The following is a 24,465-nucleotide window of genomic DNA, read 5'->3' on the forward strand; positions in this document are numbered from 1 at the left end:
GCCATATCTGCCTATATGAAATTGCTGATATGGAATTGCCTCTTGCGCATGCGTGCTGCGGCTAAGAGTATGACGTGTGCAGCCCGCGAGGGCGATCCAGTCAACGGGGACGGGGAGGTCAGCCGATGGCGTCACTCATCGCCAGGCGGCGACCATTCCTCACGTGGGCGAACGTAAGTGCCCTTGCCGTTGATGGGCCGGACGAACCCTTCCGCCTTAAGACGCAAGACGGCTTTACGGATCGTGTTCTGCGCGACCCCCAACTCCTCGACGAGATGGACACTGCTCGGGATCGGGCGCCGCTCCTTGTAGACGTCGCCCTCGATCCGAGCGCGCAGGAGCTCATAAACCTGCTCCCACACCGTCCGGTCCTCGTCGAACATGATCATGGACCGAACGTAGATGGTCACACCTTGGCCCCGCCTGGCGGGGATAGGCCTGCCCAGGCATGCCCAGGCAGGACAAGGTGTACCGACATGTCAAGACTTGCCTCGGACCGCGCCCCGAAGGCATGAAACGGCACGGCGGGGGCCGCCCTGGGAGAGGGGAAAATCCCGGGAGAAAGCTCCCGCCGTGCCACTCCATCGACTGACGCAGCTAACTACTCCGCAACGGCAGACAACGCCCATCGAGGCGAGGGCGGCCCTTCGCCTGCGGTCAGTCCGTGAGGGCGATCCGATAGACAGGGCGATACCGATCTGCGGCCAGCACGATATCCGCCGTCTCTACCGGCCGATCCCCCGCCCAATGCGTGCGCTCAATCTCCATCACCCACACGCCCGGCGCCAGCCCGAGCCGCTCCGCTTCCCACGCCAGCGGCGGGCGCGCGTACGGCGACTCCACCACCTCGGACACGTGGATACCGATCGCGCCCATCCGTGCGATCACCCCGAGCCCGCGGAACTGACCGGCCTCCGGCAGCTCGATGCCCTTGCCCAGCGTGATCGACAGCGGCTCGTACGAGGTGGACAGCTGCTCAACCTCTCCGTCCGCCCTCATGACGTACGCGGTCCGCATGACCTGCTCGCCCACGTCGATCCGCAGCCGCTCGGCGATCGCGGGCGGCGCCGGCACGCGCTGCGAGTCCCATTCGACCTGTGGCGCTCGGCCCTGCGTGCGCATCTCGGTGGCGAACGGGGGCTTGTTGCGGTGGTAGCGGTCCCGAGCGAGCCGCACCATCGGCGGCCGTTCTCGCACCCGGTGGCCTGAGCCCGTGCGGGAGACCACCAGGCCCTCGTTGATCAGCTGTTTGAGCGCGTTACGCGCGGTTGTCTCGCTGACCTGGTAGTGGGCTGCCAGTTCGGCGCGGGTCGGCAGGAGGACTCCAGGCGCGAGGGTCCCGTCGATGATCTGCTGCCGCAGGTCTTCGACGAGGCGACGGGTCTTGGTGACGTCCTCAGGCATGGGCCCCATCTTTGCTGACGCGTAGACATTGCGGTACTCCAGACTTAATGTGGAGTACCGCATTCACTATGCGGTACTCCACATTGTCTCACTCGGAGGTGCGTGTGGACGTATGGGCCATGCCCTTACCGGCCACAGACGCCATGGTCCCGGCCGCGCGCATCGGCGTTCGGCAATTCCTCGCCGGTCACCCGCTGGCGTTCGATGCCGAGCTTGTTGCCTCCGAGCTCGTCACCAACGCGGTCCGCTACTCCCGGGGCCCCGATATCACCGTCGAGGTCATGCGCAAGAGCGACGTGGTGCGGATCGAGGTCACTGACCACGGCTCCCATACCGCCCCTCGTGCTGGCACGTCGGCCTACGGGGACGAGGGTGGCCGCGGCCTGCTGCTCGTCAACGAATTGGCCGCCGAGTGGGGGCATAAGGGCGTCGACGACCAGTGGATGACCGTTTGGGCCGAGCTGGTCGTCGACACGGAGGGGCCTCGATGAGCGCCGCGCCTTCCGCCGGACTACTCAACCAGCAGCTCGCCGAAGACGAGGTGATGGCGTGACCGCGTCGACGACTCTCCGCGTGCCGTACATCACGGCGTGGTCAGACGAGGCCGTGCCGCAGAACCTCGCCTTCCGCTACCACGTCGAAGCTGGCGGGCTGCGGCTGACCTACACCGACCCACACGACAGCGATTGGGTGTACGGGGTGCTGCGCGCCCGCCAGGGCCTCAGCCAGAGAGGGCGCCCCGAGTGGCGGTTGGTCAACACGCTGCGCCAATGGCGGTGTATGGAGCACAGCCTGTGCCAGGTGTGCGGCCAGACCGCCGTCGACGAGCGTGAGCGGATCTGGTGGGTCCTGACCGACACCGACGGCACCTCCATGGGTGACGGGTACACCAACGCGCCACCGACCTGCTGTGCGTGCATCCCGGAGGCCATCGCGAGCTGTCCGCGCCTGCGCACATCCGCCGCGGTCTACACGGCGGGTGGCAGCGCGCCATTTGCCGTGCTGGCGCACGAGTTTGCCTTCGGCACCGGCGGCGCGGTTCTCGTCGAACGCAACGTGCTGATCGACTTGGACGAGTTCCGCCGCCTCAATGGGGCGCTCGCGCAGCAGCTCGTCGTCACCCTCTCCGATCTCCGGCGCGAGGACCTATAGAGCTCCCTGCCTGGTCGCATGGCCGCGATCGGGCAGGGCGGGTGGCCCCTCTCCTTACACGCCTTCCGCAGGCGGAGGGGCCGCCCATCAAACCGCCCACCCCGGGCCTCGGAATTCTCGGGGTCGGGCACTGGCGGCCCTGCTGCCTCGCTGGGGGGCGAGGCCCGCGCAGCGGGGCCGCCACCCCCATGACTGCCGGTCCCCGAGGCGTGAGAGCGCACGCCTCGGGGACCGGACACCACCCCCGACACCGAAAGTGATCCCCCATGTCGCACCCGTACGGGCCACCCAACCAGCCTGGCCCTCACAGCCACCCCATCGGCCAGCCGCACCCGCAGCAAGGCCCCTATCCGCCGCACCGGGCCCAGAAGAAGGGCCGCGGCTGCCTCATCTGGGCTGCCGCCGTCGCGGCGTCCCTCCTCCTGTTCGGCGGCTGCATCGCCGCCATCGCCAGCGGAGGAGACGACACCACCACGACCGCAGTCGACCAGAGCAGCACCCCGAAGCGCGAGCAGGCCAAACGCGAGAAGACCGCCGGCATCGGCGACACCGTGAGGGACGGCAAGTTCTCGTTCAAGGTCACCAAGGTCGAGAAGGGCCTCGACCACGTCGGCGAAGGGTTGACCGCCTCGAAGGCTCAGGGCCAGTACGTCCTCGTCCATCTGACGGTGAAGAACATCGGCGACGAAGCTCAGATGTTCACCGACTCGGCGCAGAAGCTCCTCGACAGCAAGGGCCGGCAGTTCGACGCCGATTCGGGTGCCGCGATCTGGCTGAAGGACTCGAACGGGTTCCTGAAGAACATCAACCCTGGCAACGCGGTCACGGGGTTCGTGCTCTTCGACGTGCCGACGGACTTCCAGCTCGCGGCGATCGAGCTGCACGACTCCGTGTTCTCGGGCGGCGTGAAGGTGGCGCTGAGCTAGAGCCCTGCGTTCCTGGCCCCGAGGTGCTACACCTCGGGGCTCTCGCCGTTTTCGAGCCACTCGATCCGGCTGCCTGGGAAGTGCTCAGCAACCCACTCGGTAGTGACTGGCAGCCAAGCGCAGTCCCTCTCTCGCCGGCCAGCGATCGTGTGCGACCACTGACCGAACGCGAACAGCGCCGACCCGAGGTTCCAGCGCGGCGAGCCGTACTCATCGCGTTGGCCAATCCCGACCTTGTACGGCCACTCCTTGGTCCCGCACAGGAAGCTCCCAGTCCACCCGCATACCGTCTCAGATGCCCGCTCAGCAGCTATGGCCCACATCGGCACCTCGGCCACCCGCAGGGCGTAGCCGTCGCGACCGTGCGTGATCTGAGCTTCGCGAATCATGCACCTAACGGTATCTGTGTGGCGATGTACTGCATCGGGTCTTTAAGTCGACAGCCCGCTCGCAATCTGGGCGCCCAATAAGGGTCGATCTTTGCGAGCCGCTGGATTCGATCACAAGCCTTGTTGATGATGTAGCCCTGCCGTGACGCATAACAGACAGAAATTCGGCTACTTTCAAGCAGGAGCGATATGACGACAGAAGCGAGGAGCGACGCCATGTCGGGCACCGCGTCGAACACTAACCCCTGCGATGTGATCGAGGCCACGCCAGAAGAAGGCCGCAGCCTGTTCGACAAGGCAAGCAAGGACGCGCTCGGCATCTCAGGCGAGGAGTTCCTCTCCCGCTACGACGGCGGCCTCTACGACGACACTGACGACCCAGCCGTTGCCGGGGTCGCCATGCTGATTCCCTTTGCCCGGTAGGACGAAAGCGGAAGCTTTCCGCGCCTTCCAGGAGCCCCTCCATGACGCACTGTCCTGTGTCGCCCACGCCAAGGTGACGGTGTCGCCGGGTGGCCAGAACACGTCAGACCGCGTCCATGCGCTTGTGGTCAACGACGACAAGCCAATCAAACTCAAGGGGCAGCAACTACTGCTGTGGGTCCGGATGAAGTACGAGATCATCCCGGACGATCGGGATGGCTACGGGCCATGGCGGGTCACAACCCGCGGGTATGTCTATGAGGTCCAGTCCGCCAGCGGGGAGGCGGTCATGTCCTGGCATTGGCACCCCACCAGCAAAATGCGCGATCCGCACATCCATGCCGGCCACACCCAGCTCGCGGACGACGCGGTGCTGAGCAGGAAGCACCACACCCCAACGGGGCGGGTCTCGCTGGAGAGCGTGGTCCGCTTCTGCCTGGAGGATCTGCAGGCTGACCATCTACGCAACGACTGGGACAAGGTCCTCGCTCTACGTGAGGGGCTGTTCAAGCTGCATCGCAGCTGGCACTAATGCAAGCGGCGCCCCGCATCCTCGCGCTGAGGAGCGGGGCGTTTCTGTATCTACGGGAGAAAGCCATGCCCATTTCTGCAACCTGGTTGCAAGCCGCTTTCGGTCGTGCTACACATGACCTGTGGCTGATGAGGAGGTGAGCGACGCGATGCTCGCAGAGCGGCTCAAGGCCGCGGCCCAGCGAGTAAGAGACGGCGAGGCCGCGCGAGCCGAGCGAGCGCTGCTCATCGACGAGGCCGGCCGCCGCGGCTGGACGCGAGAAGAGATCGCAGCATTGGCGGGAGTCACCCACCAGGCGGTCACGAAGCGGATCAACAAGGGCCGCGAGGCCGACACAACCGAATAGCAGTGCGCCCCCGGGCCGCGCGCCAACGCGACCCGAGGACGACTTGACACAGACCCCTACCCGTTACAGAGAAGGTCTGAGCCCGTGGAGCACGATAGTTCTTCTGTGCTGATCAGCGGTAGTCCGGCTGATCTTTTACCCGAGATTCCGCCCTACATCTGGGCCGGACTCGCCGCTCTAATCATCGCGATTGCCGGCTGCGGCCTGCTCGCCTGGCGACTGATCACCCGCCGACGCATCAACCAGCCCGAGGACGAGCCTCAGAACGCCAACAAGGGCGCTGACATGCTCACCCGCGCCGCCGCCCTCATCGCGACGATCGTCGCCGGCCAGGGCATGTGGCAGTTCCTTGAGCGGATCATCGGCGATGTCCCCTGGTACCTGCGGGCGCTGATGTTCGCGTTCCTTGAGATCGCCGTCGTCACCTCCGCAGTACGTGCCAAGCGCAGCATGCGAGAGAGCTTCTCCGCCGGCGTTGACGGAATCGCCGTGTGGGTGCTCACGTCCGCGTCGGCGCTCCTGGCTGCTCTGGAGGCTCGGTCGCTGCCTGAGGCGCTGTTCCGCCTCGCGGCCCCGCTGGTCGCGGCGTGGCTGTGGGAGCGCGGGATGGCGATCGAGCGGCGCCGCATCACCGGCCGGTCTCGGATCCACTGGCGGCTCACCCCCGAGCGTGTCCTCGTGCGGATCGGCCTGGCCGAGGCGACAGACCGTACCGCGGGCGAAGTCGACGCTCACCGCCGCATCACCCGCATCGCCCTCGCCGCCAAGAAGGTGCACCAGCTCAGCGAGGCGGGAGCATCCGACCGCAAGCTGCGACGGGCTATCGCCCGCCGAGACCGCGCTCTCGACCTGGCTGTGGAGCACACCAACCTCGCCCAGGACACGACCAAGCAGACCGTCCTGCTCGACCTGGTCACCACCCTCGGCGGCGCAGACAGCCTGTCCGAGATCCTGGCGCAGGCGACCGCCCCGTGGTCGCGGCTCGACCATCCCGCCCTCGGTGGACCCGCGGAGGAGCCCGCGGAGATGCCGCAGGAGGCTCAGGAGGCGATCGCCGCCTACAAAGGCTGGAGGCCGCCCAAGCTGCTCCCATTCCCCATCACGCCTCCACGCACTCCTGCCTTTCACGCAGTGAGCGGCCGCGTGCCAGCGCTTGTGAGCAGCAACGGGAAGCCCGTGAACGGGCACGCACACACGCCGCCGCGCACCGTAGCAGACCCGGCGACCACACTCCTGCCCACACTTCCCGTGAGCGAGTCCGTAAGCGTAGGCGACCCGGAGACGTGGCCGCTGAAGGACGGTGACATCCTCATCATCACGGACACAGGTAGCGCCTCCGAGAGTGAGCAGTCGCGTGAGTACGACGATGAGGAGCGCGACGAGCGCGGCAGGCCCAACGAGCAGGACAATCGCCGCGCCGAAGAGTGGATCCGCACAAGGTGCCGCGGCAGGAACGGCGTCGGCCAGCGGCCCACCTGGAACGAGGTCGGGAAGAAGTTCGGGTTCAGTGACGGCTGGGGCGGCAACCGTGTCAAGGCCGTACAGGAGCGGATGACCGGCCAGGGCTACCAGTTCCTCGACGACGGCACGGTCCTCGTGCCGAACAAGTCCCTCACCCCGGAGGCGGACCTGGGTGAGCCCGAGGCGTCGGCTGAGGACGCGGCCAAGACGCGGCTCCTCGACGCCCTCGGGTTGCCCACGGACGAGCCCGGACCGTACCCCGGCGACGCGACCTCTGATGATCGCGAGGCGTCGGCCGCGAGGGAGCTTCTTGAAAGTCTCGGGCTGCCGGCCGACGAGCCCGGACCGTACGCATAGTCGCCCGCTGGCCGCCTTCGCCTTTCGGCCTGGCGGCCAGTAGGCCAATCCCTGTAATCCGGCAACCACCCGGAGACCCGCCATGGGCAACGCATTAATCGGACTCACACCGCTCGAATGGCTCCTACTGGTCGTCGGCCTCCTCGCGCTCGCAGCTGGCGTCCAGCGGTCCCGCTACGACGGGATCCCGCCGCGGGCGTGGTGGGCGCAGGAGCGGATGCACCGCCGCCCGTGGCCCATCGTCGGCCGACTCGGAAAGGCCATCGCAGGGGCCGCCTGCCTCGTCGGAGCCTGCACAGCCCTACTGGCACTCGTCGGCGTCCTGCTCGTCGCCGCGGTGCTCGCCGGGGCGGCCTTCGCCACCTGGTATGGGCTGCGCCGGGCCGCCTCAGCAGTAGCGCCGCGGGTCATGCCCGTCGAACGCATAGACATCGCGTTGTGCGAGAAGCCCGCGCACGACGTATCGCCCTCGCCAATTCCCAGAGGCGAGACCCCTCCCCCGAACTCATTGGAGGTATGACCAATGGCACGCCGCTCGGCTGACCTGGTCAAGGTCCCAACGAGGACTCCTGAGCAGGTCAAAAACTATGGCCGCGTGGCCGATGAGATCCTCGGCGATCTCGCCACCGAGTTCGAGTGCCGCCGCCGAGAGCTCGCCAAGCGCATCCACGGCCTGCTCAAGGCCGCGCACAAGCAGGGCATCGGCAAAGGCGAGGACAAGTGGCTGCGGTCGATGCGCATCACCATCGGCCTGATCGAGGCCTCTGTCGCCGTCCGGCTTGCCCGCCACGGCGTCCGCGTCGTCTATCCGACGATGGAGAAGCTCGCCGGAGTCGAGATCGACGGGCTGCGCGACGCCAAGTACGGCAAGGGCAAGTGGAAGTCCACCAGCGGTGGCGACGAACCGTTGGACGTCTGATGCACCCGACGATCACTAATAGGAGCCTCCGGGAGACCAAGCGGGCCGAGCGAAGCCTGCGCCGCCAGCTCGGCGGCGTGGGCGGTGAGCTCGGCCAGATGTGGCGGGTCCTCGCGCCTTGGGCGCTGCTGGCAGCCGCCCTAATCGGCGCACCCGCAACGTGGCTGCTCGCCAGTTTGGGGCAGGTCGAGGGGTTCACCGCGTCCTGTATCGCCGTTGCCGGCGTCGCCGTGGCCGCGGTGTCTCTCCACCTCACCCGCGGACGGCGGTTCCTCGGCCGGGCGCACGAGCTTTTCAACGTCACTGCGCCGGTCGCTGTCGTCGCCTACACGGTCGGCTTCGGCCCGGACAAGTACGTGCTGATCGCAGCGACGATCTTCGGCGCGGCCTCAGCCATCGTGTGGAATCGCCGCCACACCTCCACCGCCATCCGTGAGCTGGAGCAGGTAGCCAACGGCAAAGGCGCGGTGTACGGCGATATGCCGGCGCGGTGGCGCGAGTTCGCGGCCGAGCACATGCCGAGCCTGGCCGACTCCACGATGACGGTGCTCAAGGACACCAGGGACGAGTTTGTCGCCGGGCTCGACCTCGGCGAGGCGGGTGTGCCGTCCGACGTCGGCCCGCTGCTGGAGCGCCTGACAAGGTTCGCTGGTGGTGTCGTCGGCGGGGCGTCGCTGATCACTGGCGACTACCTCGACAAGGTGGGGGTCCGGATCGCACGCCGTGACCCGCTCAAGACCGCGATGCCGTGGCAGGGGCCCAACGCTCCCGGCGAGTCGATGATTGAGCCGATCGAGGGCATCGGCCGCTACCGCGACTTCGTCGAACTGTCCTTGAGGTTGCCTTTCGTGGCCGGCAGGAACGGCGAGCCGGACAAGCAGCAGTCGCACCTGGCCATCATCGGCATGTCCCGGTCCGGTAAGGGCGCCGCGGGTGAACTGATCGACGTGAACGTCGCCACCCGCAAGGACGGCATCGTGGTGTTCTGCGACCCGGTGAAGGCGGACCAGTCGGTCGGGCCGATCAGCGAGGGCGCCAACTACGTCCTCGACACCACCCCAAAGATCCGGGCGTTCTTCCACCGTCTCGTCAACAAGACCATCCCCGATCGAGCCGCATACTTGGGCAACCCCACGAGGAACCAGCTCGGTCGGGTGCTGCGGGAGTGGGCGCCGGGCTGCGGCCTGTCCTGGGTCATGGTGCATGTAGCCGAGGCGGCAGCGCTGTACAACAACCAGGACATGACGAAGATCACCGAGCGTGCCGCGTCGGTAGGCATCGAGATTGTGATCGAGGCACAGAAGGGCATCCACGACCGGATCGACACCAACGCCAGGTCGAATATGGCCGCTCTGCTGTGCTTCGGCACCTACGACATGGACGATGCCTCGCTCGTTTTGCCGCCCGAGCTGATCGACCTCGGGGCTAACCCGGCGGCGTGGCGGAACAAGCAGCCAGGAACCTGCTACGTCGTGTTCCCTGAGCTGACGCTTGCCCGGCAGGCGATGCCCGCGCGATTCGCCCGCCATGCGCCGGACGGCAGCGACATCGCCGCGGCGCTCGCGGAGTACATGCACCTCGCCAGCCCGTGTGACCCGATCACGGCGGCGTCGTGGGGCGAGCCGTACGCGCGATACCGGGCCGAGATCGATGCTCGGCATGACCGGAGCCCGCGACAGCACGCGCTCGCCGGCGCGGTGCTGCTCGATCGTGCCAGCACGCCCGTGGCCCCGCCTGTCCAGCCGGCCGATCCCCCCTCTGTGATCGAGCGAGAGGAGGAGGACATGGGGTTCGACCTGACACCGCCCGGCTGGCAGCACGAGGACAGCGATTCAGAAGACGAGCCGGGCGCGGAGGACGAACAGCGCGATGTCGAGGAGGCCGCCGAGAACGTCGTCGTCGGCATGGTGAACGCGCTGGGCGACGACCCCGAGGCGCAAGGTGTGCTTGACCTGGCGTACGACGGGCTCGCCCGCTACGGCCGCGACGATGAGGACGACCAGGCCGATGGCCTGTATGTGCCGCGGCCGGACATCGAGTTCCCCGACGACCCGGACGAGGCGCACTTCGAGTTGATCCCCAGCCGCGACGAAGCAATCGACGTCCTGCTCGACATCCTCAAGAACGACATCAGCGAGGGAAACACCTTCAAGCCCAGCCACCTGTACGAAGCGATTGAGGCGCGGGCTAAGCGCAGCGACTCGTGGGTGCGCCGCTGCATGAAGCCTCTACAGGGCTGGGGCTGCATTGAGGAGACCGACAGCTACGGCGTCTACCTGGTGAAGCACACCAACCGCGGCGACCTCACCGACTACCCAGAGTGACCTGGCGGGGCGCTGTTGGCCGTAACTGTTACCAAGATCGACGTAACAGTTACGGCCTACCCTCCCCCACTGTTCGCCCCGCTCCCCTTAAGGACACGAGGCCGCACAGCCCGAACGTCACAGTCCGCGGAGCACCCACACCGGCGTTCCCGCACGGCTCGGCGCCCGCGCACGGACCGTCACCAACGAAGATCGTGAACGGAGAAGTGAGTGATGAACGCCAGCGACCTGACTGACCTGTTCGCCGCCGGCGACGACCTCGACTGGCAGGAGTCCGCCCTCTGCGCCCAGACGGACCCTGAGATGTGGTTCCCGGAGAAGGGCGCCAGCAACGCGGACGCGAAGCGGGTGTGCCGCTCATGTGAGGTGCGGGCCGAGTGCCTGGAGTACGCGCTCGCGAACGAGGAGCCGTACGGGGTGTGGGGCGGCCTGTCGGAGATGCAGCGGCGGCGTCTGCTCGTGCAGCGGACCGCGTTGGCTGCGTGAACCTCGGCAACGATTTCCGTATCTGGACGCTGTCAATCAGCTGGCGTGCGTCAACGCTTCTTGGGCCGTGCCCCAGCGCGGCCGTAGATGATGACGGCCACGCCAACGACGAGCACTATCGCGTTCCCAACGTCGGGGTTCTTCTCGAACAGGAGCTGGGCCCCCATCCACGCGACGAGAACTAGGCCAAGCAAAGGCAGCAGTACGGTCCTGAGCACGGTCCAGCCAGCGGTTACCGCAGACGACGGTTGCCCGACCTTGCCCCCTAGCGCAGGAGGGGTAGAGGTTGTTTCCTGGCTTTCCTGCTCGCTCAGCGGCGGAACCGGCTTGCCTTGTCTCCGTCTGTCCTTTTGTCTCTGCACAAAGTCGATCACGGTTATTGCCGTGACGATAAACGACAGGACTAATTCCACGCGGTGATTCTGTCCGAGAAGAGGGCCCTACGTCAGCCCCCGGCAGGTCACAAGATGGGCAGTCGCCACGTAGCCGAGCCAGGGGCCAGCGGGTGTTGGCATGGTCCGCGCGAGGGCGGCTTCCGAGCACCACGATGCGGCGTTTTGCTGCCCGTTGACCTGCAGTTTCCTATCCTCGCGGCATGGCGCTGTGGCGGGGCATCAACGGCTACGAGGTGGAGCACATCATGCTCGGCAACCGGCCGACGCTCCGCGTCTCCAAGCGCGTCCGGGGCGCCCGGGTCCTGGTCGCCTACTGCCGGTCGGTGCGAGAGGTGGCCGAGCATGTCGACCTCGCCGACTTGGTCGAGGTCGTCGAACTGCCGCGGGCCCAGGGCCTTTATGAGACACGCCGGAACGTCTCCACCGACCCCTTCCGGTCAAGGTCCTGCTGGTAGACCGCCGAGCAGCCGTCGCATTGTCTCAGTTCTTCGTCGAGGAAGAGGGTGACGTCCCCGCACTCCTGGCAGTACACAGAGTAGAAGCCGCAACTGTCGCAGCGGCCTGCCATCACGACGGAGCCGTCGCCGCCTTCGCCCCGCTCCTCCCGCAAGAAGACCTCGCCTTGGGGGCAGTTGGGGGCAGGGCAAGCGACGGAACTTGGGTGTGAGGTCATGGCCTCATCCTTACCAGGCCACCATCTGTCGCGAGGGCTGCTTTCCCCTATCCCTGGGCGGACTTCCGGTATCCGATCGCCCCGGCCAGCTCGCGCACACCCGATGTCCTAGGGTGCCGCTCGATGAGTTGGACGGCCATCGAGCGGATGGCCGGGCGGTCTCGTACCTCGGGCACCGATTCCCGGCATGCGGCAAGCAGGGCAAGTGCGGTCTGCTCGGGCTTTCCCCACTGCCACCACGCTCGCGCCAGGTCCGTGTGCAGCCGCCCTCGCCGTTCCGGTGTGGGTAGCTGGCTCGGGTGGAGGCCGCGGCCAGCGTGGAGCGCCGCGCCCGCGTCGCCCAGCCGCCAATGGACGCTCACCTCGTACCCGGTGACGTGAGCAGGGCTGATCGCTAGACGCTGACCAGGGATTACAGGTAGCCGGGCCGCAGCCTGTGACGCCTCTCTGATCATCGCCAAAGCACGGTCGCGATCTCCGAGCCGAGCCGAGTTGTAGCCGGCAGCGCACAGCATCTGCGTCCAGATGGCGGCCTCGGAGGGCCGGGTGAGCCCGGTGGACTCCAGGAGTGCGATTGCGCGCAGTACGACCTGATCAGCCACACTCGCGCGGCCCTCATGGCGCAGAACGATACCCAGGCACCTCGCAGAGGCGGCCATACTGACCGGCGAGCCGGACAATCGGGCAAGCATCGTGGCGCGGTCCGCAGTGAGGCGGCTCGACTCGTGACGGCCGATCTTGTTGAGAGCCACGGTCGCCAGGTCATAGCTGCCAGCCGCCAGCGCGTAGGAGTCGGGTGTGGCGTGGTGGTCGGAGGCCTCGTGCGCGGCAGCCAGCAGGTCGGGCAGGTCTGCGATCAGCCGCGTAAGGTCGCCCATGTCGTATCGGTCGCGTGCCTGTGCGAGCCGTGCGGCGATGCGGGTCAGGTCCGGAGGGCTGGACGCTGCCGGCAGCACGGCTAAGGCGTCATCGAGCGTGGTCAGCAGGTGCGCGGGGATCGCCAGCCCCAGGGCGGTCAGGAGGGTGCGGCGGTGCATCGGGTCCTCCTCGGCCTGAGGGGCTGTCGTGGCTACCGTAGGCAGAGGAGGGACCGGAAATACAAGCAGCGCGCCCAGGACATGCGGCGGGATTTGGACCGCCCGCGCGATTCGCCGCATGGTGTCGAGGTCGATCGCGACTCGTCGGCTCTCCAGGCGGGAGACCGTCGGTGCGGAGTAGCCGATGGCCCGTCCGAGATCAGCCTGCCGCCAGCCGCGTGCCTGCCGGGCGAATTTGATCAGTCCGCCGACGTCTTGAGCGTCAATCAAGGCGCGCGCTTGAGGAGATCGCCACACGTCCTCGTGCGCGTCCATCGCGGCTCCGACCTCGCGGGAGTTTCCACCGGCAGCCACAACTACCCAATGTGATCAATTGGGGTCGAACTGTCAGGCCACGTGCACATGGTAGGCCGATCACCGCAGCTGTCCAGCCGATGTGCAGATCCTGCATGCCGCGTGCAGGACACGCAAAACCGCTTCCCGGCGGGGATGTCCGGAGCTTTTCTGGCAATGCCAGCGCACTTCCCGGGGCTGCGGGCGCCACCGTTCGCGTCAGGAGAACAACGTGACCATTGATCTTTCCGGAGCCCAGTGGCGTATGAACCTCCGAAAGGGTGGGTCCGAAATATGAGAATCGGCTTCAGCTTCTGGGGGTTCATCGGTGCCGGCATCGTCGACACACCAGATGGTGGACGGTTCTGGCGACGCCCGATCATTGACCAGCTCATCGCCCTCGGCCACGAGATCGTGATGCTGCAAAGCAACCGCGACCTGATCGAGGCCGGGGAGAACCTCCCCTATCGCTGGGAGCCGGGGTTCCCTGACATCGACGCCCTGCTGTGTGAGTGGCGGTGGCCGCTCCCCGGCCGCAACACCACACCCTGCGGATCCGCCGGCCATACCTGCGACCTGCATCGCCAAGAAGCGTTGCTCGACCACTACACCCAGGTCCGCGCCACCCCGACCGTGTTGTGGGATACCGACCGGCAGATGTCCGGGATAGATCCGCTGCGGCAGATGCCCAACGTCGTCGTCTGCGACACTGCACGCCACCCGCTTCCAGGTTCGACGGTCCTGTTCAGCATGGTTCCTGACGAGCTGGTCGATGGAGCCGACCCCGAACAGCTCGCCACCGCGGACCGGCCCCTGGCCTTGGCCTACGTGGGGAACCAGTACGACCGTGACGAGGCGTTCGAGGAGTTCTTCGCCCCCGCCGCCGTCCAGTTCCCTCATCAGGTAGCTGGGAAGTGGTCGCGCACCGAGCGGTGGCCGCACGTGAACTTCACTGGCCGCTGCGCCTTCCCCGAGGTCGCCGGCATCTACCGCAACGCGCTCGCCACGGTGATGCTGCTTCCTGACCGGTATGCCACCGTTGGCGCGCTCACTCAACGCCTGGGCGAGGCGGTGGTCGCTGGCTGCCTGCCGATCACCCCCGCGACGATCGTCGCCGCCGATCAGGCCATCCCGCCTGTGTTGCACGCCGCTGACCGGCACGAAGTAATCGAGCGCGTCGAATGGCTGCGCGGCATCGCGGGGACGTCGGAGCATGTCGAGCTGATCGACTCGTGCCTTCGACACCTGCACCCGATGCGGGTCTCCGAGCAGGTCGGCCACCTGCACGAGGTCATGACGAACCTGGTCGCCAGAACCCACTCCCCCGCCGGCGAGGCCCGATGATGCAACCAGTCCTCTTCCCCACCTTCCACGATGCCTACCTGGCAGTCCTGGAGCAGGTGAGTACCCGGCCGCAGTTCACGAAGCCTCGGGGAAACACCGCGCGGGAGTGCCTGAACATCTCCTTCGCCCTGGCCGACCCGCGCCGCCGGACCCCGAACACTCCCGCACGCAAAACCAACATCATCTTCAACTACGCCGAAGCGCTGTGGTACCTGGCGGGCCGCAGCGACGCGGAGATGATCGGCTACTACGCGCCGCGACTGCGCGCCCTCGCCGCGGACGGAAAGCAGCTGACCGGCACCGCCTACGGTCCGCGCCTGTTCCACCCTCAAGGGGACAGCCAGTTCGACCACGCGATGCGGCTGCTCACCAAGGACCCCGGCAGCAAACGCGCCGCCATGGTGATCATGCGGCCGGACGAGTTCGCCGACCCGGCCAACCCTGACGTGGCCTGCACCGTCGGGCTGCAGTTCCTCATCCGCGGCGGCCAGTTGCACACTGTCTGCTTCATGCGCGGCAACGACGCCATGATCGGGCTGCTGTGCGACGTGTTCTCCTTCACGCTCATCGCCGAGTTCGCCGCGATCCAGCTCGGCGTCCCCCTGGGCACCTACACCCACCACGTGGCGTCGATGCACCTCAACGAACCAGACCTGCCGCGCGTCCGGGCGATCCTCGCCCACCCCTCCCGACCGCCGGCGGCAGCACCCGCCATGCCAGCCGACACCACCTGGCAGACCCTGGACCAGGTCTTGGAGTGGGAGGAGGAGTTGCGGACCAACCGACGCCGTCTCCACCCCGGCGAGGCCGCTCGCCTGCCACTGGACCCGTACTGGCAGCAGGTACTCCTCCTCCTGGAGACCTACCGGCAGATCACCCACCAGCCGCACCGGCCCGTCGACGCCGACGTCATGGCCGCCCTGACCCCGCACCACCATGACCTGATCTCCTGCCGCTGGCCGGACCGGATCAGCGAGGCAGACCGGTGAGCCCGACAGACTGGTCCGCCTGGACCGTGATCCTGCTCAAACCTGACTGCCTGGCGCGCGGCCTGACCGACGACGTGCTGGCCTGGGTCGCCCGCGACGTCCACGTCAGCGCCCACTGCGTCATCGCGCCGACCGAGCAGCAGATCTTCGCCCACTACGACGACCTGCTGCCGCCGGAGGTGTCCCGGGAGTTCGGCCTGGACGTCCCGGCCGAGCTGCGCCGCCTGTACGTCGGCAACCAGGTGATGGTGGCGCTCGGCCACGGCCCGGATGCCGCTTCCCGTGTCCGCGCGCTGCTCGGACACACCGACCCCAGCATCGCCGGGCCCGACACGATCCGCGGCCACTTCGGCGTCGACAGCCTCCACAACGCACGCGCCGAGACCCGGCTCATCAACAACCTGATCCACACCTCAGACCATGCCGCCGTCGTCGAACGCGACTTCGACATCTGGTACGGCCGCGACCAGCGGCACCTGCTCACCCCACCCCAGCCGACAGGAGCCCCACATGGCCACGACCTCCCGCGCCCGGCGCCCTCTCCCGCTGCTGACACCCGACCAGATCTCAACCCTCAAGCCTGAACTCGCCGAGGTCATCGAGTACCGCAAATCCGGGCTGTCCCTGAACCACGTCGTGGGCTGCCCTCTGGACTGCGGCTACTGCGTCCGCCACCTGTTCGACAACTTCGAGATGAAGACCCCTCGCGCGCTCATGAGCGACGAGGCCGCGGTTGAACTACTGACCGGGCACCACTACTTCCAGCCGCGCAAGACGCCAATCCAGCTGTTCAACCGGGCCACCGACCCCATGCTGCCCGTGGTCAAGCCGCACACCTTCAACGTGCTGCGCCTCCTGGACGAGCGCGGCCTGACCAACCACGTCCTGGTCATCACCCGGTGGCGCGTCGTCCCCGAGGACTGCGCCATCCTCAACAGCTTCCGCAACATCAGGCTCACGGTCCTGGTGACCCACTCGGGGATCGACCACCCCGGGATTGAACCGGTGGACTCCGCCATCGCCGCGGCGAGCCTGCGCACCCTCTACGAGCACGCCGACCGGTACCGCACCGTCCTGTACTGGCGTCCGATCGTGCCCGGCCTCAACGACTCCGACGACCATATTCAACGGGCCCTACTGCTGTCTGAGCACGCCCACGCCACGGTGTTCACCGGCCTGTTCTTCCGGAACGAGATCGCCGCCTACTACCGCGACCACGGCCTGCCCGAACCGTACGAGGACACCGCACGCCGCAAGATCATGCCGGAGGAATCCGAACGCCGGATCCTGGAGGCGTTCCACCGCCCCGACGACCAGGACCTCCCGTGGGGGCCACTGTTCCGCAAGACCAGCTGCGGCGTCGCCTACGCCCACGGGGAGGCCGACTACAACGGCCACTACGGCATCCGCGAGCTGTGCGACATCTGCCCCAAGGCCCAGCTCGGCTTGTGCCGCGACGCCTGGAAGACACCGGACCTCGACCTGGTCACCGGCCAAGCCCGCTCACTTGGCGCGGTCGGCGACGTGGAAATCACCGAACGCGCCATCATGGTGGAGGGCCTGGACGAGCCGCCGCGGTACTACCTGCAGCACAGCCACGGCTACCAGGTCCACGACCGGAGCAAGCCCCACCACTACCGCCGGCACGGCCGAGCAGACATCGGCTGGCCGACTGCCTAGGAGGACCCGTGGACTTCGGCACCTGGCCTCACCAGCTCCTTGTCGTCGATGTGGAGGGCAACGGGGCTACCCCGCCCGACCTGGTCGAGGTCGCCGCCATCCCCATCGCCGATGGCCGGCCGGTGCCGGAGTCGGCACGCTGCACCCTGGTCCGGCCGCCGCAGCCGATCACGCCCTTCGCCGCCCGCATCCACCGCATCAGCAATCAGGCCGTGGAGGGCGCCCCCTCCTGGGAGCAGGTCGCCCCCGGCGTGCACACTCACCTCCAACACGCGTGGATCGCCGCTCACAACGCCAGCGTCGACTACACCGCGCTGCGCCGCCACCTACCCGGCTGGGAGCCCGCGGGGGTCATCGACACCCTGCGCCTGGCCCGCGCCACCTACCCTGCCGCCCCGAAATACGGCCTGGACGCGCTGCTCGCCTACACCGCTATCCCGCTGACCGGCATCGACGGTCAGCGTCACCGGGCGGGATTCGATGCGCACGCCACAGCGCTTCTCCTGCTCAACCTCGCCGGCCACTACCCCACATGGGACGCCCTCACCGCAGCAGCCGTCCCGCCGGGCATGCCGGGATTCGTCTCCCCACGTCACGAGGAACCCACCTTATGGTGACCACCCCCATCCGTCTCGGCCTCGCCGGGGCGCACAGCACCGGCAAAACGACCTTGGCCCGGCGCATCGAGATGGAGATCCGCGCCACCGGCCTGACCGTCGCACGCACTGGCGGCCTCGCCAAACGCGCCGCTGAACTCGGATTCCCCAAGATGGCCCGGCACACCGCCGCCTCCACCGAGTGGATCATTGCCTCCGGAGCGGCAGCCACCCTGGAAGCGGAGCTCCACGCCGACATCGTCATTGTGGACCGCACCGCATACGACGCTCTCGCCTACTACCTCGCTGCTCTTCACCACCGCGGGGAAGTCGCTGCACCGGATGAGCTGGACCGCCTGGTGACCCTTGCTCGGCTCCACGCCCACCGCCAGGCGCTCATCATGGCCACCGTCTTGGACCCCGCCGCCCGGTTCACTCCTCCCACCGGCAAGGACTCGGACTACCCCGACACCGCTTTCCGTTCCGCCGTTGACCAGCATCTCCACCAACTTCTCAAGGACCACCACCTCAACTACGTGCCGGTCGGCCGACTCGATCACGCCAAGGCCGTCCAGACCGCCGTCACCACTGTCATGGAATCCCTGGAGACGCCATGAGTAGCTCTGCCCCCGGCGGCGTCATCACCATCGCCGGCAAGCAGGTCTCCCGCCTCGGCTTGGGCACCATGCGCCTGACCGGCCCCGGAACGTGGGATATCCCTGCCGACTCGCTCACCGCGGTCGAGGTTCTCCGCAAGGCGATGGACCAGGGCATCACCCACATCGACACCGCCGACGCCTACGGCCCCCACACCGCCGAAGAACTCATCTGGCAAGCCCTGAACCCGTACCCGGACGATCTGCTGCTGGCGACCAAGGTGGGGATGATCCGTCCCGGCCCGAACGTGTGGCGTCCGCTCGGCCGGCCGGACTACCTGCGCGCCGCGGTCGAGGGATCCCTGCGGCGTCTGGCCGTCGAAACGGTCGGCCTGTGCTACCTGCACCGCGTCGATCCGGCCGTGCCGCTCGCCGATCAGGTGGGAGCGCTCGCCGACCTACGATCCGAGGGGAAGGTCGCAGCGGTCGGCCTGTCCAAGGTCACCCCCGAGCAGATCGAGGAGGCCGCCCGCATCGTCCCGATCGCCGCGGTCCAGAACTGCCTCAACCTCGACGAGCCGGACGACCCGGCCCTCGACTACTGCGCGGACAACAACATCCCGTACGTGCCCTACCGGCCGTTGAACGCCGGTCGGCTGACGGCCACTGCCGGGGTCGGGAAGTCCCTGCGCTGGCTTCTGGATCTTGGCGCGCATGTCGCCCCGATCCCTGCTACCAGCAACTCGGAGCACCTGACGGCCTTGGTGCAAGCGACCAGATAGCGCGCCCCGGAAGGAAAGATCGGACAGGCGGTGGGTCCGGGGGATAGCGAGATCCCCTCGGCCTGCCGAATCGCCGCACGGCGTCCTCGCGATCGAGATCGCTTTACGCCACAATACGAAGAAGGCCCGCACACCCGTGAGGATGTGCGGGCCTTCTCTGTGAGCCACCGGAAACCGGAGCGCTCGACTGTGCGATCACGGTACCGGTCAGGTGCGACAAATCCGCAGGAAACGCGTCATTCCTTCGCTGCTGCCTGCAGTTTCATCCGTTCGGCGTAGGAATCGGCGACGGTCGCCCAGTGCGAGTGGTCGTACAGCACGTCGAGCCATCGATGTTGCTCGTCGCGGGCCGCCTTCAGCGCCGCGTGCTGCTCCTCGGTGATCTCGGCTTCGCACGCGGCAATGGCCGACCCCAGCGGCAGTGTGGCGAGCAACTCCCTCACACGGGCATCAGCTGCCCAGAACGAGCGTTGGGCGTCGAGCAGGTCAGCAGGAAAGTCGGTCTCGGCCATCGGCCCCCCAGGGTCGCGCGTAGTACCCGGCGATCCTACGAGACGCCATCCGGAACGACGAAGAACGCCCGCCCCTCCCGAAGGAGGAGCGGGCGTCACGCGTAGATCGCGTCCTACCGCTGACGCTGCTCGGACTGCGCAGCGTTCGGCACCGCATACGTGATGCCCAGCGCGCCGAGCACGGCCAGGGCCACAGTGACCCACTCACCGGTCACAACGACGCCGTCACCCATCGCGGTGACCAGCGCAGCCGTGCCGGCGGAGGCCGCAGAGACCACGGCCTTGGCGTAGGAACCAACCTTCATAGTGCCCCTCCTCGGGGGAACGCCCGCCACTCTGGCGGGAAGCTGGAAAGTGGTTGATCTCAGTTGGCGGCGTCGACCACGCCGGACTGTGGAGGCTCCTCGGGCTGCGGCGGCTTCCACGACCAGGTCATCTCCCACGTCGCCTTGTCGACCTCACCCGTAGGCTTGAGCCCGGTTGCCTTCTGGTAGCCCTTCGCCACCGCCGCAGACTTCGGCCCGTACCATCCATCGACGTCGATCGACCAGCCGCGCGCCTTGAGCTTGGCCTGCCACACCTTCACGTCCTCGCCAGACAGCATCGGGTCAGCCACCTTCAAGACGCGGCCCGGCCACTGGGGAACGCCATCGCTGATGACGACCTTCACCGGCTCGGCCTCCTCGTTCAGGACGAGGGCCATGAAGTGGCCCCAAGGGAAGCCACTGCCCGGGTCGCTGTGGTCCGTCTGGCCGAACGCCTTACTGATGTCCACGTGCCCGCAGATGCCGCGCTTCCCGGAGCGAAGCTCGGCCACGGTCAGCCGACGCAATGGAACATCCCAGCGCTTGGCGACCTGCCGGACAAGGTCCGCGGCGAGCTTCAGCATCGCCTCATGGTCGTCGTCTCGCCACCGGGCCGACGAGCCATTCTGTGGGTCGCACAACTCGATCCCGACGCTGCCCGTGTTCGGCGGGGCATGGTAGGCGACAGTGCCTTCGCGCACGCAGGAGACGATCTCGCCAGGATCCACGATGTAGTGAGCGCTCCCGCCCGCAGACGGGGACTGGAAGTAGCGGGCGACGTTCTTCGCTCCCCCGCGCACGCACGGCGAGACCGTTCCGTGGATGACGATCCGATTGACGCTGGTTTGGGAGCCGCCATGCTTTGCGGCCTGCACGTACTTCACTCTCGGCCCTCCGATCGTCTCCGGCGCTCCCCAGGAAGTGCGCGAATCAGGATCACCAACCGCCAGCCCACGACCATGGGAACCAGCGAAAACGCCACCAGGCGGGCAACCTCGTACCACGACGGCTCGCCAGTCAGCAGGCGGACCGTTCCGAGCGTCGCGACGATCCCGATGGCGGTCATGAACGACAGCAGATGCCAGCCCGTCCGGTGCGTCCACCAGCGGAAACCCAGCCCGTAAAGGAGGGCGCACGCGTCCGCCAGGACCGCCGTCACGACGACGAGGACGCTACCGATGACCTGGATCACGGGTCGCCCCCCAATGCTCTGGTCACCATCTCGGCAAACCCATTCCGCTCCCTGGCCCGGCGCAAGGACGCCACAACCTGCTCAACCTCCGGCCACCGCTCCCGCACCTCTTCCAGGCGCTGCTCGGTCTCCTCGCGGGCTGCCCGCGCCTCGTCGAGTCGCCGTTGAGCTTCAGGAGTCGGATGGGATCGGTATCCGCGTCTACGGAGCCACGGCATCGCGGCTCCCTCCACGGCCCGCCAGGGCACGGATGGCCTGGTCCGTCGTTCTGGCCAACTCCATGAGCTCACGCATTTGCCCGTCCTGCTCGTGGCGAGCCTGCTCCGAGGCCAGCCAAGCCGCCTTATATTCGGCAACCTCCGCCTGGATCTCCGCGACTCTCGCGTCTCGGTCCTTGCGTAGGTCGTCCATGACTGAGCGGGGCACGAGACGGCCGGAATAGACCAGCCAGCAGGCCGCCAGCAGGACAGCAAGCGCGCCGCCCTGAATGATCGGCAGTTGGACGAAGTCCAAGGTTGTCCCCCGACATGTGGATAGGGCCGCCGGGCCGCTGCCGGCGGCGCATGTGTGTAATGCAGTCAGCGCGCCCGGCGCACCGCGACCTCTACCGGCCCTGACGGCGCCTGCGGGTCTGCGGCGGGAACCAGCCGCGGCACGTCGAGCGAGAACCCGAACGTCTGCGGGCGCTGCAGGGCGACCACCGCAGGGTCGGACGCCCGGTCCGCCGCCGCAGCCAGGTATTCGTCCCGAGCACGACGAGCCATGACGCGCCGGCCATCCAGCGGGCCGCCGTCGATCAGCGGGGCGAGAGGGTTCCTCGGCGCTCGCAACTCGCGGTTGAGGCGGAAGCGCGCCGGGAGCGGTATGCCGTCGGCGTTGCACTGCTCCTCGAGCACGTCGATGCACGCCGACCTGAAGTCCAACGCCGCCTGCCTGTCCTCTCGGGGCGCGTGGTCGATGGACAGCATGTGCTGCCGTACCGCATCAGCATGGGCGATCAACACGTCCCGCCGCTCCGAGTAGGGCATGCGCGGGTCCTGCGGGTCCGGCATCTCAACGATCGCCTGGCGTACCCGGTGGACACCCGGATTGGGGTGCTCGTCCAGGAGTGGATCGTGGGCGTCGAACGGGGGCAGGTGCAGGATCGTGTCAACGATGCCCTCGAGGTCGTTGACGTCGAACCCGTAGCGGGCACACATACTCTCGAGGCGAGCGTGGTAGATCGTCGCCCCCAGCGACGCCCCACGGCCCTCATCCATGTCCGGCCAGTGCATGTGGATGCCCCACGCCGGATGGACGTCGTCCAGGTCGGCCCGGTCCTGGATCGCGTCACCGCTATAGGAGGCTTCGCAGTGCCAGATCTGACCAATGTCCACACGAACCTCCTGGTCAGTGGCGGAACGAACACATGTAGATGGCGACGGACTGGGCGATCGACCACGACACGGTGAACCGGTCCGTCGAGGAGGCGGTGATGGCCCACTCGACCTTGCCGTCCGTGGACGTGCCGGGCCTGAAGCCGATGATCGGCCCCATGTTCGACTGCATGGTCGCCGGATAGATGATGATCCAGCCGAGGTTGCTACCGCCGACCGTGATGGAGCCCCACAGCAGGCCTGCGTTGCTTGGGAGGCTCGCGAAGTCGTCCCACTTGCCGAAGTGGCGACAGATGCTCGAACCGAACCGGAAGTAGTTGCTACTCGACGACGACCTGTAGCCGAAGATCGCCTCAGAGCGGCCCCAATACGCGTACCCGCCAGCATCGGAACCGCCCGAGTCGCGGATCCGCATGAAGACCTCGCCGGACGCCATCCGCAACTCACTGTCGCCGGACGACGACGAGCCGGACACCGCGTGAAAAAGGGCCTCGTTCGGGTAGGCGGCATCCGTGTCCGCGATCAGTCGGACCGCATTCGAGCTGCCCGTGGGCACCATGGAGATCTGGGCGCTACCGGACGGGGCATCGTCAGGGTTGAAGATGATCCGTCTCTGTGGCGCGTCCTGGCCGACCTGCATTTGCCGGGCGATCAGCCGCGTGAACGGCTCACTGTGCGCGAGGCTCGTAAACAGCCGCCGCACGTCGGCCTGCAACTGGCGGATCGTCAACAGCAGATCATCGGGAAAGACCGGCATCAGGGATCGACCGCCTCTTCGAAGATGAGCGTGGCTTCCTCCTGGCCGCTGCTGCGCGAGACGGGCCGCACCCCCATGCCGACCACACGCCACGACTTGGAGAAGCTCGCGACGCCGTCGATGACGGGCCACCAATCGTTCACCAGCATCAGCCGGACGTAGTTGCCCAAGTCGGCCGGCGAGAACGCTGTCCCCGAGTCGAGCCGCACCGTCGCCTGATGGACGCGGACAGCGCCCGCGCGATGGGTGGCCCACCAGGACGCATAGTCGTTGAGGGTGGAGACCTCTTTGACCGTGGAGTAGTCCACGGTCATATCCAGGCCAGGCCAGCCCGCGTCCAGATGGTCCTGAGCGAGGTAGATGTCAGAGGTGAGAGGGGCGGACGCCTCGGTGACGTCGTCATTAATCGACTCGCCGCGCGTCAGGAAGGCAGTACCTCCGCGTAGAGCGTCGATGTCCTCCTGCCACGACAAGACGTTGCCCGGCTCGGCGAACACGTAGTCGGAGTCGAGCGCGCCAAGCTGCGGGTAGCCCCACCGCCAGCGGCGGGTTCGTACACCCGTCGCCTGATCCACGGTCGTTCCGATGACGTACTCGAAGCCGTCCAGCACGTTCGCGAGCTCAGAAAGGCGCTGCCCGTATGGCGCTGCCTCCGTCGCCAGATAGGTGCGGTCCCTCAACACCCCTGATGTGCCGCCCTGCAGCTGCAGGCCGACGTTGTAGCGGGGCACGGACTGCATGGTGGTGAGCAGGTCCCGGGCGATGGCGATCTGATCCACCTGCTCATACGTCAGGTCTGTCCGGATGGTCACGTGTTCGAGGTAGGACTCCAAGGTGGAGCCCTGCAGCCTGACCTGGATAGGCCCGCGGCCTGAGCGTGAGACGCTCGCCTGCCAGATCAGGTAGGTGCCCCAAATGGCGCCGTCTCGGTAGACGTGGCAGACCGTCCGGCCCGGCCCAGTCGTCAGCTCGTCAGGATGGCGAGGCACAACGCGAGCAACCTGATCAGCCAGGGTCCGGTTCGGGATCGTCGCCGACGCGGAGAAGGTTCCGGCTTGCAGGATGCGCCGGTCGAACGACACGTCCTGCAGCGGCAGATCGGTGATGTAGGCGTCCGTCAGTAGGTCGGCGAAGACATACCGGTAGGAGGGCGCGGGCATCGCACCCCCTCGCCGGATC

32 protein-coding genes are annotated in these 24,465 nt (G+C 67.3%); 19 read left to right on the forward strand and 13 right to left on the reverse strand.

What is annotated here, in order from left to right; translation table 11 throughout:
• Nucleotides 1-131 precede the first annotated feature (131 nt).
• On the reverse strand, nucleotides 132-389 hold the full coding sequence (locus IMZ11_RS02135; protein WP_228637197.1) for a winged helix-turn-helix domain-containing protein: 258 nt from the start codon (nucleotides 387-389) through the stop codon (nucleotides 132-134).
• A 268-nt stretch (nucleotides 390-657) separates the two neighbouring features.
• On the reverse strand, nucleotides 658-1,404 hold the full coding sequence (locus tag IMZ11_RS02140) for a GntR family transcriptional regulator (protein ID WP_228637198.1): 747 nt from the start codon (nucleotides 1,402-1,404) through the stop codon (nucleotides 658-660).
• Between the two features lie 104 nt (nucleotides 1,405-1,508).
• On the opposite strand from IMZ11_RS02140, the gene IMZ11_RS02145 reads away from it, so the two are divergent.
• From IMZ11_RS02145 to IMZ11_RS02155, 3 genes are all read left to right on the forward strand, one after another.
• Entirely contained in the window at nucleotides 1,509-1,895 is a 387-nt protein-coding gene (locus IMZ11_RS02145) for an ATP-binding protein (protein ID WP_228637199.1), read from the forward strand.
• A 58-nt stretch (nucleotides 1,896-1,953) separates the two neighbouring features.
• Entirely contained in the window at nucleotides 1,954-2,556 is a 603-nt protein-coding gene (locus IMZ11_RS02150; protein ID WP_228637200.1) for a hypothetical protein, read from the forward strand.
• Nucleotides 2,557-2,822: 266 nt separating this feature from the next.
• The gene (locus IMZ11_RS02155; RefSeq protein WP_228637201.1) at nucleotides 2,823-3,482 is read left to right on the forward strand and encodes a DUF4352 domain-containing protein; all 660 of its coding nucleotides are present in this window, start codon (nucleotides 2,823-2,825) and stop codon (nucleotides 3,480-3,482) included.
• A 26-nt stretch (nucleotides 3,483-3,508) separates the two neighbouring features.
• Here the strand turns inward: IMZ11_RS02155 and IMZ11_RS02160 are convergent, their stop codons facing one another.
• Nucleotides 3,509-3,871: a hypothetical protein gene (locus IMZ11_RS02160; RefSeq protein WP_228637202.1), complete on the reverse strand. Its 363-nt coding sequence runs from the start codon at nucleotides 3,869-3,871 to the stop codon at nucleotides 3,509-3,511.
• Between the two features lie 216 nt (nucleotides 3,872-4,087).
• Between IMZ11_RS02160 and IMZ11_RS02165 the strand changes: the two genes are divergently transcribed.
• From IMZ11_RS02165 to IMZ11_RS02200, 8 genes are all read left to right on the forward strand, one after another.
• Entirely contained in the window at nucleotides 4,088-4,294 is a 207-nt protein-coding gene (locus tag IMZ11_RS02165; protein ID WP_228637203.1) for a hypothetical protein, read from the forward strand.
• Nucleotides 4,284-4,826: a hypothetical protein gene (locus tag IMZ11_RS02170; RefSeq protein ID WP_228637204.1), complete on the forward strand. Its 543-nt coding sequence runs from the start codon at nucleotides 4,284-4,286 to the stop codon at nucleotides 4,824-4,826. The genes IMZ11_RS02165 and IMZ11_RS02170 overlap by 11 nt, the downstream gene beginning before the upstream one ends.
• A gap of 121 nt (nucleotides 4,827-4,947) precedes the next feature.
• Complete coding sequence (locus tag IMZ11_RS02175; protein WP_228637205.1) at nucleotides 4,948-5,172, forward strand: hypothetical protein; 225 nt, start codon at nucleotides 4,948-4,950, stop codon at nucleotides 5,170-5,172.
• 105 nt (nucleotides 5,173-5,277) lie between these two features.
• A complete protein-coding gene (locus tag IMZ11_RS02180; RefSeq protein WP_228637206.1) occupies nucleotides 5,278-6,990 on the forward strand; it encodes a hypothetical protein in 1,713 nt (570 codons plus the stop codon).
• A gap of 82 nt (nucleotides 6,991-7,072) precedes the next feature.
• On the forward strand, nucleotides 7,073-7,510 hold the full coding sequence (locus IMZ11_RS02185) for a hypothetical protein (protein WP_228637207.1): 438 nt from the start codon (nucleotides 7,073-7,075) through the stop codon (nucleotides 7,508-7,510).
• A gap of 75 nt (nucleotides 7,511-7,585) precedes the next feature.
• Nucleotides 7,586-7,909: a hypothetical protein gene (locus IMZ11_RS02190; protein WP_228637208.1), complete on the forward strand. Its 324-nt coding sequence runs from the start codon at nucleotides 7,586-7,588 to the stop codon at nucleotides 7,907-7,909.
• Complete coding sequence (locus IMZ11_RS02195) at nucleotides 7,909-10,233, forward strand: hypothetical protein (protein ID WP_228637209.1); 2,325 nt, start codon at nucleotides 7,909-7,911, stop codon at nucleotides 10,231-10,233. Before IMZ11_RS02190 ends, IMZ11_RS02195 begins: the two co-directional genes overlap by 1 nt.
• Before the next feature lie 228 nt (nucleotides 10,234-10,461).
• Nucleotides 10,462-10,719, forward strand: coding sequence for a WhiB family transcriptional regulator (locus tag IMZ11_RS02200; RefSeq protein ID WP_374462010.1), 258 nt, complete (start codon nucleotides 10,462-10,464; stop codon nucleotides 10,717-10,719).
• Between the two features lie 50 nt (nucleotides 10,720-10,769).
• On the opposite strand, the gene IMZ11_RS02205 is transcribed toward IMZ11_RS02200, so the two are convergent.
• On the reverse strand, nucleotides 10,770-11,132 hold the full coding sequence (locus IMZ11_RS02205) for a hypothetical protein (protein ID WP_228637211.1): 363 nt from the start codon (nucleotides 11,130-11,132) through the stop codon (nucleotides 10,770-10,772).
• Nucleotides 11,133-11,314: 182 nt separating this feature from the next.
• On the opposite strand from IMZ11_RS02205, the gene IMZ11_RS02210 reads away from it, so the two are divergent.
• Complete coding sequence (locus IMZ11_RS02210) at nucleotides 11,315-11,569, forward strand: hypothetical protein (protein ID WP_228637212.1); 255 nt, start codon at nucleotides 11,315-11,317, stop codon at nucleotides 11,567-11,569.
• A gap of 265 nt (nucleotides 11,570-11,834) precedes the next feature.
• Here IMZ11_RS02210 and IMZ11_RS02215 read toward each other — a convergent pair whose 3' ends face one another.
• Nucleotides 11,835-13,139 (reverse strand): helix-turn-helix domain-containing protein, encoded by a 1,305-nt coding sequence (locus IMZ11_RS02215; RefSeq protein WP_228637213.1) that lies wholly within the window; start codon nucleotides 13,137-13,139, stop codon nucleotides 11,835-11,837.
• A 312-nt stretch (nucleotides 13,140-13,451) separates the two neighbouring features.
• Between IMZ11_RS02215 and IMZ11_RS02220 the strand changes: the two genes are divergently transcribed.
• Genes IMZ11_RS02220 through IMZ11_RS02250 form a run of 7 tightly spaced genes read left to right on the forward strand, consistent with a single transcriptional unit; the run spans nucleotide 13,452 to nucleotide 19,144 of the window.
• The gene (locus tag IMZ11_RS02220) at nucleotides 13,452-14,501 is read left to right on the forward strand and encodes a hypothetical protein (protein WP_228637214.1); all 1,050 of its coding nucleotides are present in this window, start codon (nucleotides 13,452-13,454) and stop codon (nucleotides 14,499-14,501) included.
• The gene (locus tag IMZ11_RS02225; RefSeq protein WP_228637215.1) at nucleotides 14,498-15,490 is read left to right on the forward strand and encodes a thymidylate synthase; all 993 of its coding nucleotides are present in this window, start codon (nucleotides 14,498-14,500) and stop codon (nucleotides 15,488-15,490) included. Before IMZ11_RS02220 ends, IMZ11_RS02225 begins: the two co-directional genes overlap by 4 nt.
• Complete coding sequence (locus tag IMZ11_RS02230; protein WP_228637216.1) at nucleotides 15,487-16,074, forward strand: nucleoside-diphosphate kinase; 588 nt, start codon at nucleotides 15,487-15,489, stop codon at nucleotides 16,072-16,074. The genes IMZ11_RS02225 and IMZ11_RS02230 overlap by 4 nt, the downstream gene beginning before the upstream one ends.
• On the forward strand, nucleotides 16,001-17,170 hold the full coding sequence (locus tag IMZ11_RS02235) for a hypothetical protein (RefSeq protein ID WP_228637217.1): 1,170 nt from the start codon (nucleotides 16,001-16,003) through the stop codon (nucleotides 17,168-17,170). Before IMZ11_RS02230 ends, IMZ11_RS02235 begins: the two co-directional genes overlap by 74 nt.
• 8 nt (nucleotides 17,171-17,178) lie before the next feature.
• On the forward strand, nucleotides 17,179-17,787 hold the full coding sequence (locus IMZ11_RS02240; protein ID WP_228637218.1) for a 3'-5' exonuclease: 609 nt from the start codon (nucleotides 17,179-17,181) through the stop codon (nucleotides 17,785-17,787).
• Nucleotides 17,781-18,383, forward strand: a complete 603-nt coding sequence (locus IMZ11_RS02245; RefSeq protein WP_228637219.1) for an AAA family ATPase — start codon at nucleotides 17,781-17,783, stop codon at nucleotides 18,381-18,383. Before IMZ11_RS02240 ends, IMZ11_RS02245 begins: the two co-directional genes overlap by 7 nt.
• Nucleotides 18,380-19,144, forward strand: coding sequence for an aldo/keto reductase (locus tag IMZ11_RS02250; RefSeq protein WP_228637220.1), 765 nt, complete (start codon nucleotides 18,380-18,382; stop codon nucleotides 19,142-19,144). The genes IMZ11_RS02245 and IMZ11_RS02250 overlap by 4 nt, the downstream gene beginning before the upstream one ends.
• Nucleotides 19,145-19,380: 236 nt before the next feature.
• Here IMZ11_RS02250 and IMZ11_RS02255 read toward each other — a convergent pair whose 3' ends face one another.
• From IMZ11_RS02255 to IMZ11_RS02290, 8 genes are all read right to left on the reverse strand, one after another.
• A complete protein-coding gene (locus IMZ11_RS02255) occupies nucleotides 19,381-19,656 on the reverse strand; it encodes a hypothetical protein (protein ID WP_228637221.1) in 276 nt (91 codons plus the stop codon).
• A 113-nt stretch (nucleotides 19,657-19,769) separates the two neighbouring features.
• Nucleotides 19,770-19,961 carry a hypothetical protein gene (locus IMZ11_RS02260; protein WP_228637222.1) on the reverse strand — a complete coding sequence of 64 codons (192 nt, stop codon included), beginning with the start codon at nucleotides 19,959-19,961 and terminating at the stop codon, nucleotides 19,770-19,772.
• A 59-nt stretch (nucleotides 19,962-20,020) separates the two neighbouring features.
• Entirely contained in the window at nucleotides 20,021-20,845 is an 825-nt protein-coding gene (locus IMZ11_RS02265; protein WP_228637223.1) for an N-acetylmuramoyl-L-alanine amidase, read from the reverse strand.
• Nucleotides 20,842-21,153, reverse strand: coding sequence for a hypothetical protein (locus tag IMZ11_RS02270; RefSeq protein ID WP_228637224.1), 312 nt, complete (start codon nucleotides 21,151-21,153; stop codon nucleotides 20,842-20,844). Before IMZ11_RS02270 ends, IMZ11_RS02265 begins: the two co-directional genes overlap by 4 nt.
• A 201-nt stretch (nucleotides 21,154-21,354) precedes the next feature.
• Nucleotides 21,355-21,666: a hypothetical protein gene (locus tag IMZ11_RS02275; protein ID WP_228637225.1), complete on the reverse strand. Its 312-nt coding sequence runs from the start codon at nucleotides 21,664-21,666 to the stop codon at nucleotides 21,355-21,357.
• Nucleotides 21,667-21,731: 65 nt separating this feature from the next.
• Nucleotides 21,732-22,529 carry a hypothetical protein gene (locus tag IMZ11_RS02280; protein ID WP_228637226.1) on the reverse strand — a complete coding sequence of 266 codons (798 nt, stop codon included), beginning with the start codon at nucleotides 22,527-22,529 and terminating at the stop codon, nucleotides 21,732-21,734.
• A 13-nt stretch (nucleotides 22,530-22,542) separates the two neighbouring features.
• Nucleotides 22,543-23,286 (reverse strand): hypothetical protein, encoded by a 744-nt coding sequence (locus IMZ11_RS02285; protein WP_228637227.1) that lies wholly within the window; start codon nucleotides 23,284-23,286, stop codon nucleotides 22,543-22,545.
• Nucleotides 23,286-24,446, reverse strand: a complete 1,161-nt coding sequence (locus tag IMZ11_RS02290; protein WP_228637228.1) for a hypothetical protein — start codon at nucleotides 24,444-24,446, stop codon at nucleotides 23,286-23,288. Before IMZ11_RS02290 ends, IMZ11_RS02285 begins: the two co-directional genes overlap by 1 nt.
• Nucleotides 24,447-24,465 lie beyond the last annotated feature (19 nt).

The sequence above is a fragment of the Microtetraspora sp. AC03309 genome (assembly GCF_020826795.1).
Classification (GTDB): domain Bacteria; phylum Actinomycetota; class Actinomycetes; order Streptosporangiales; family Streptosporangiaceae; genus Microtetraspora; species Microtetraspora glauca.

What these genes read in the sequence shown, in the direction of transcription:
- IMZ11_RS02135 (WP_228637197.1), bottom strand. Translation starts at nt 389, where the DNA reads ATGATCATGTTCGACGAGGACCGGACGGTGTGGGAGCAGGTTTATGAG.
- IMZ11_RS02140 (WP_228637198.1), bottom strand. Translation starts at nt 1,404, where the DNA reads ATGCCTGAGGACGTCACCAAGACCCGTCGCCTCGTCGAAGACCTGCGG.
- IMZ11_RS02155 (WP_228637201.1), top strand. Translation starts at nt 2,823, where the DNA reads ATGTCGCACCCGTACGGGCCACCCAACCAGCCTGGCCCTCACAGCCAC.
- IMZ11_RS02160 (WP_228637202.1), bottom strand. Translation starts at nt 3,871, where the DNA reads ATGATTCGCGAAGCTCAGATCACGCACGGTCGCGACGGCTACGCCCTG.
- IMZ11_RS02165 (WP_228637203.1), top strand. Translation starts at nt 4,088, where the DNA reads ATGTCGGGCACCGCGTCGAACACTAACCCCTGCGATGTGATCGAGGCC.
- IMZ11_RS02185 (WP_228637207.1), top strand. Translation starts at nt 7,073, where the DNA reads ATGGGCAACGCATTAATCGGACTCACACCGCTCGAATGGCTCCTACTG.
- IMZ11_RS02195 (WP_228637209.1), top strand. Translation starts at nt 7,909, where the DNA reads ATGCACCCGACGATCACTAATAGGAGCCTCCGGGAGACCAAGCGGGCC.
- IMZ11_RS02210 (WP_228637212.1), top strand. Translation starts at nt 11,315, where the DNA reads ATGGCGCTGTGGCGGGGCATCAACGGCTACGAGGTGGAGCACATCATG.
- IMZ11_RS02215 (WP_228637213.1), bottom strand. Translation starts at nt 13,139, where the DNA reads ATGGACGCGCACGAGGACGTGTGGCGATCTCCTCAAGCGCGCGCCTTG.
- IMZ11_RS02220 (WP_228637214.1), top strand. Translation starts at nt 13,452, where the DNA reads ATGAGAATCGGCTTCAGCTTCTGGGGGTTCATCGGTGCCGGCATCGTC.
- IMZ11_RS02225 (WP_228637215.1), top strand. Translation starts at nt 14,498, where the DNA reads ATGATGCAACCAGTCCTCTTCCCCACCTTCCACGATGCCTACCTGGCA.
- IMZ11_RS02235 (WP_228637217.1), top strand. Translation starts at nt 16,001, where the DNA reads ATGGCCACGACCTCCCGCGCCCGGCGCCCTCTCCCGCTGCTGACACCC.
- IMZ11_RS02245 (WP_228637219.1), top strand. Translation starts at nt 17,781, where the DNA reads ATGGTGACCACCCCCATCCGTCTCGGCCTCGCCGGGGCGCACAGCACC.
- IMZ11_RS02250 (WP_228637220.1), top strand. Translation starts at nt 18,380, where the DNA reads ATGAGTAGCTCTGCCCCCGGCGGCGTCATCACCATCGCCGGCAAGCAG.
- IMZ11_RS02255 (WP_228637221.1), bottom strand. Translation starts at nt 19,656, where the DNA reads ATGGCCGAGACCGACTTTCCTGCTGACCTGCTCGACGCCCAACGCTCG.
- IMZ11_RS02260 (WP_228637222.1), bottom strand. Translation starts at nt 19,961, where the DNA reads ATGAAGGTTGGTTCCTACGCCAAGGCCGTGGTCTCTGCGGCCTCCGCC.
- IMZ11_RS02285 (WP_228637227.1), bottom strand. Translation starts at nt 23,286, where the DNA reads ATGCCGGTCTTTCCCGATGATCTGCTGTTGACGATCCGCCAGTTGCAG.
- IMZ11_RS02290 (WP_228637228.1), bottom strand. Translation starts at nt 24,446, where the DNA reads ATGCCCGCGCCCTCCTACCGGTATGTCTTCGCCGACCTACTGACGGAC.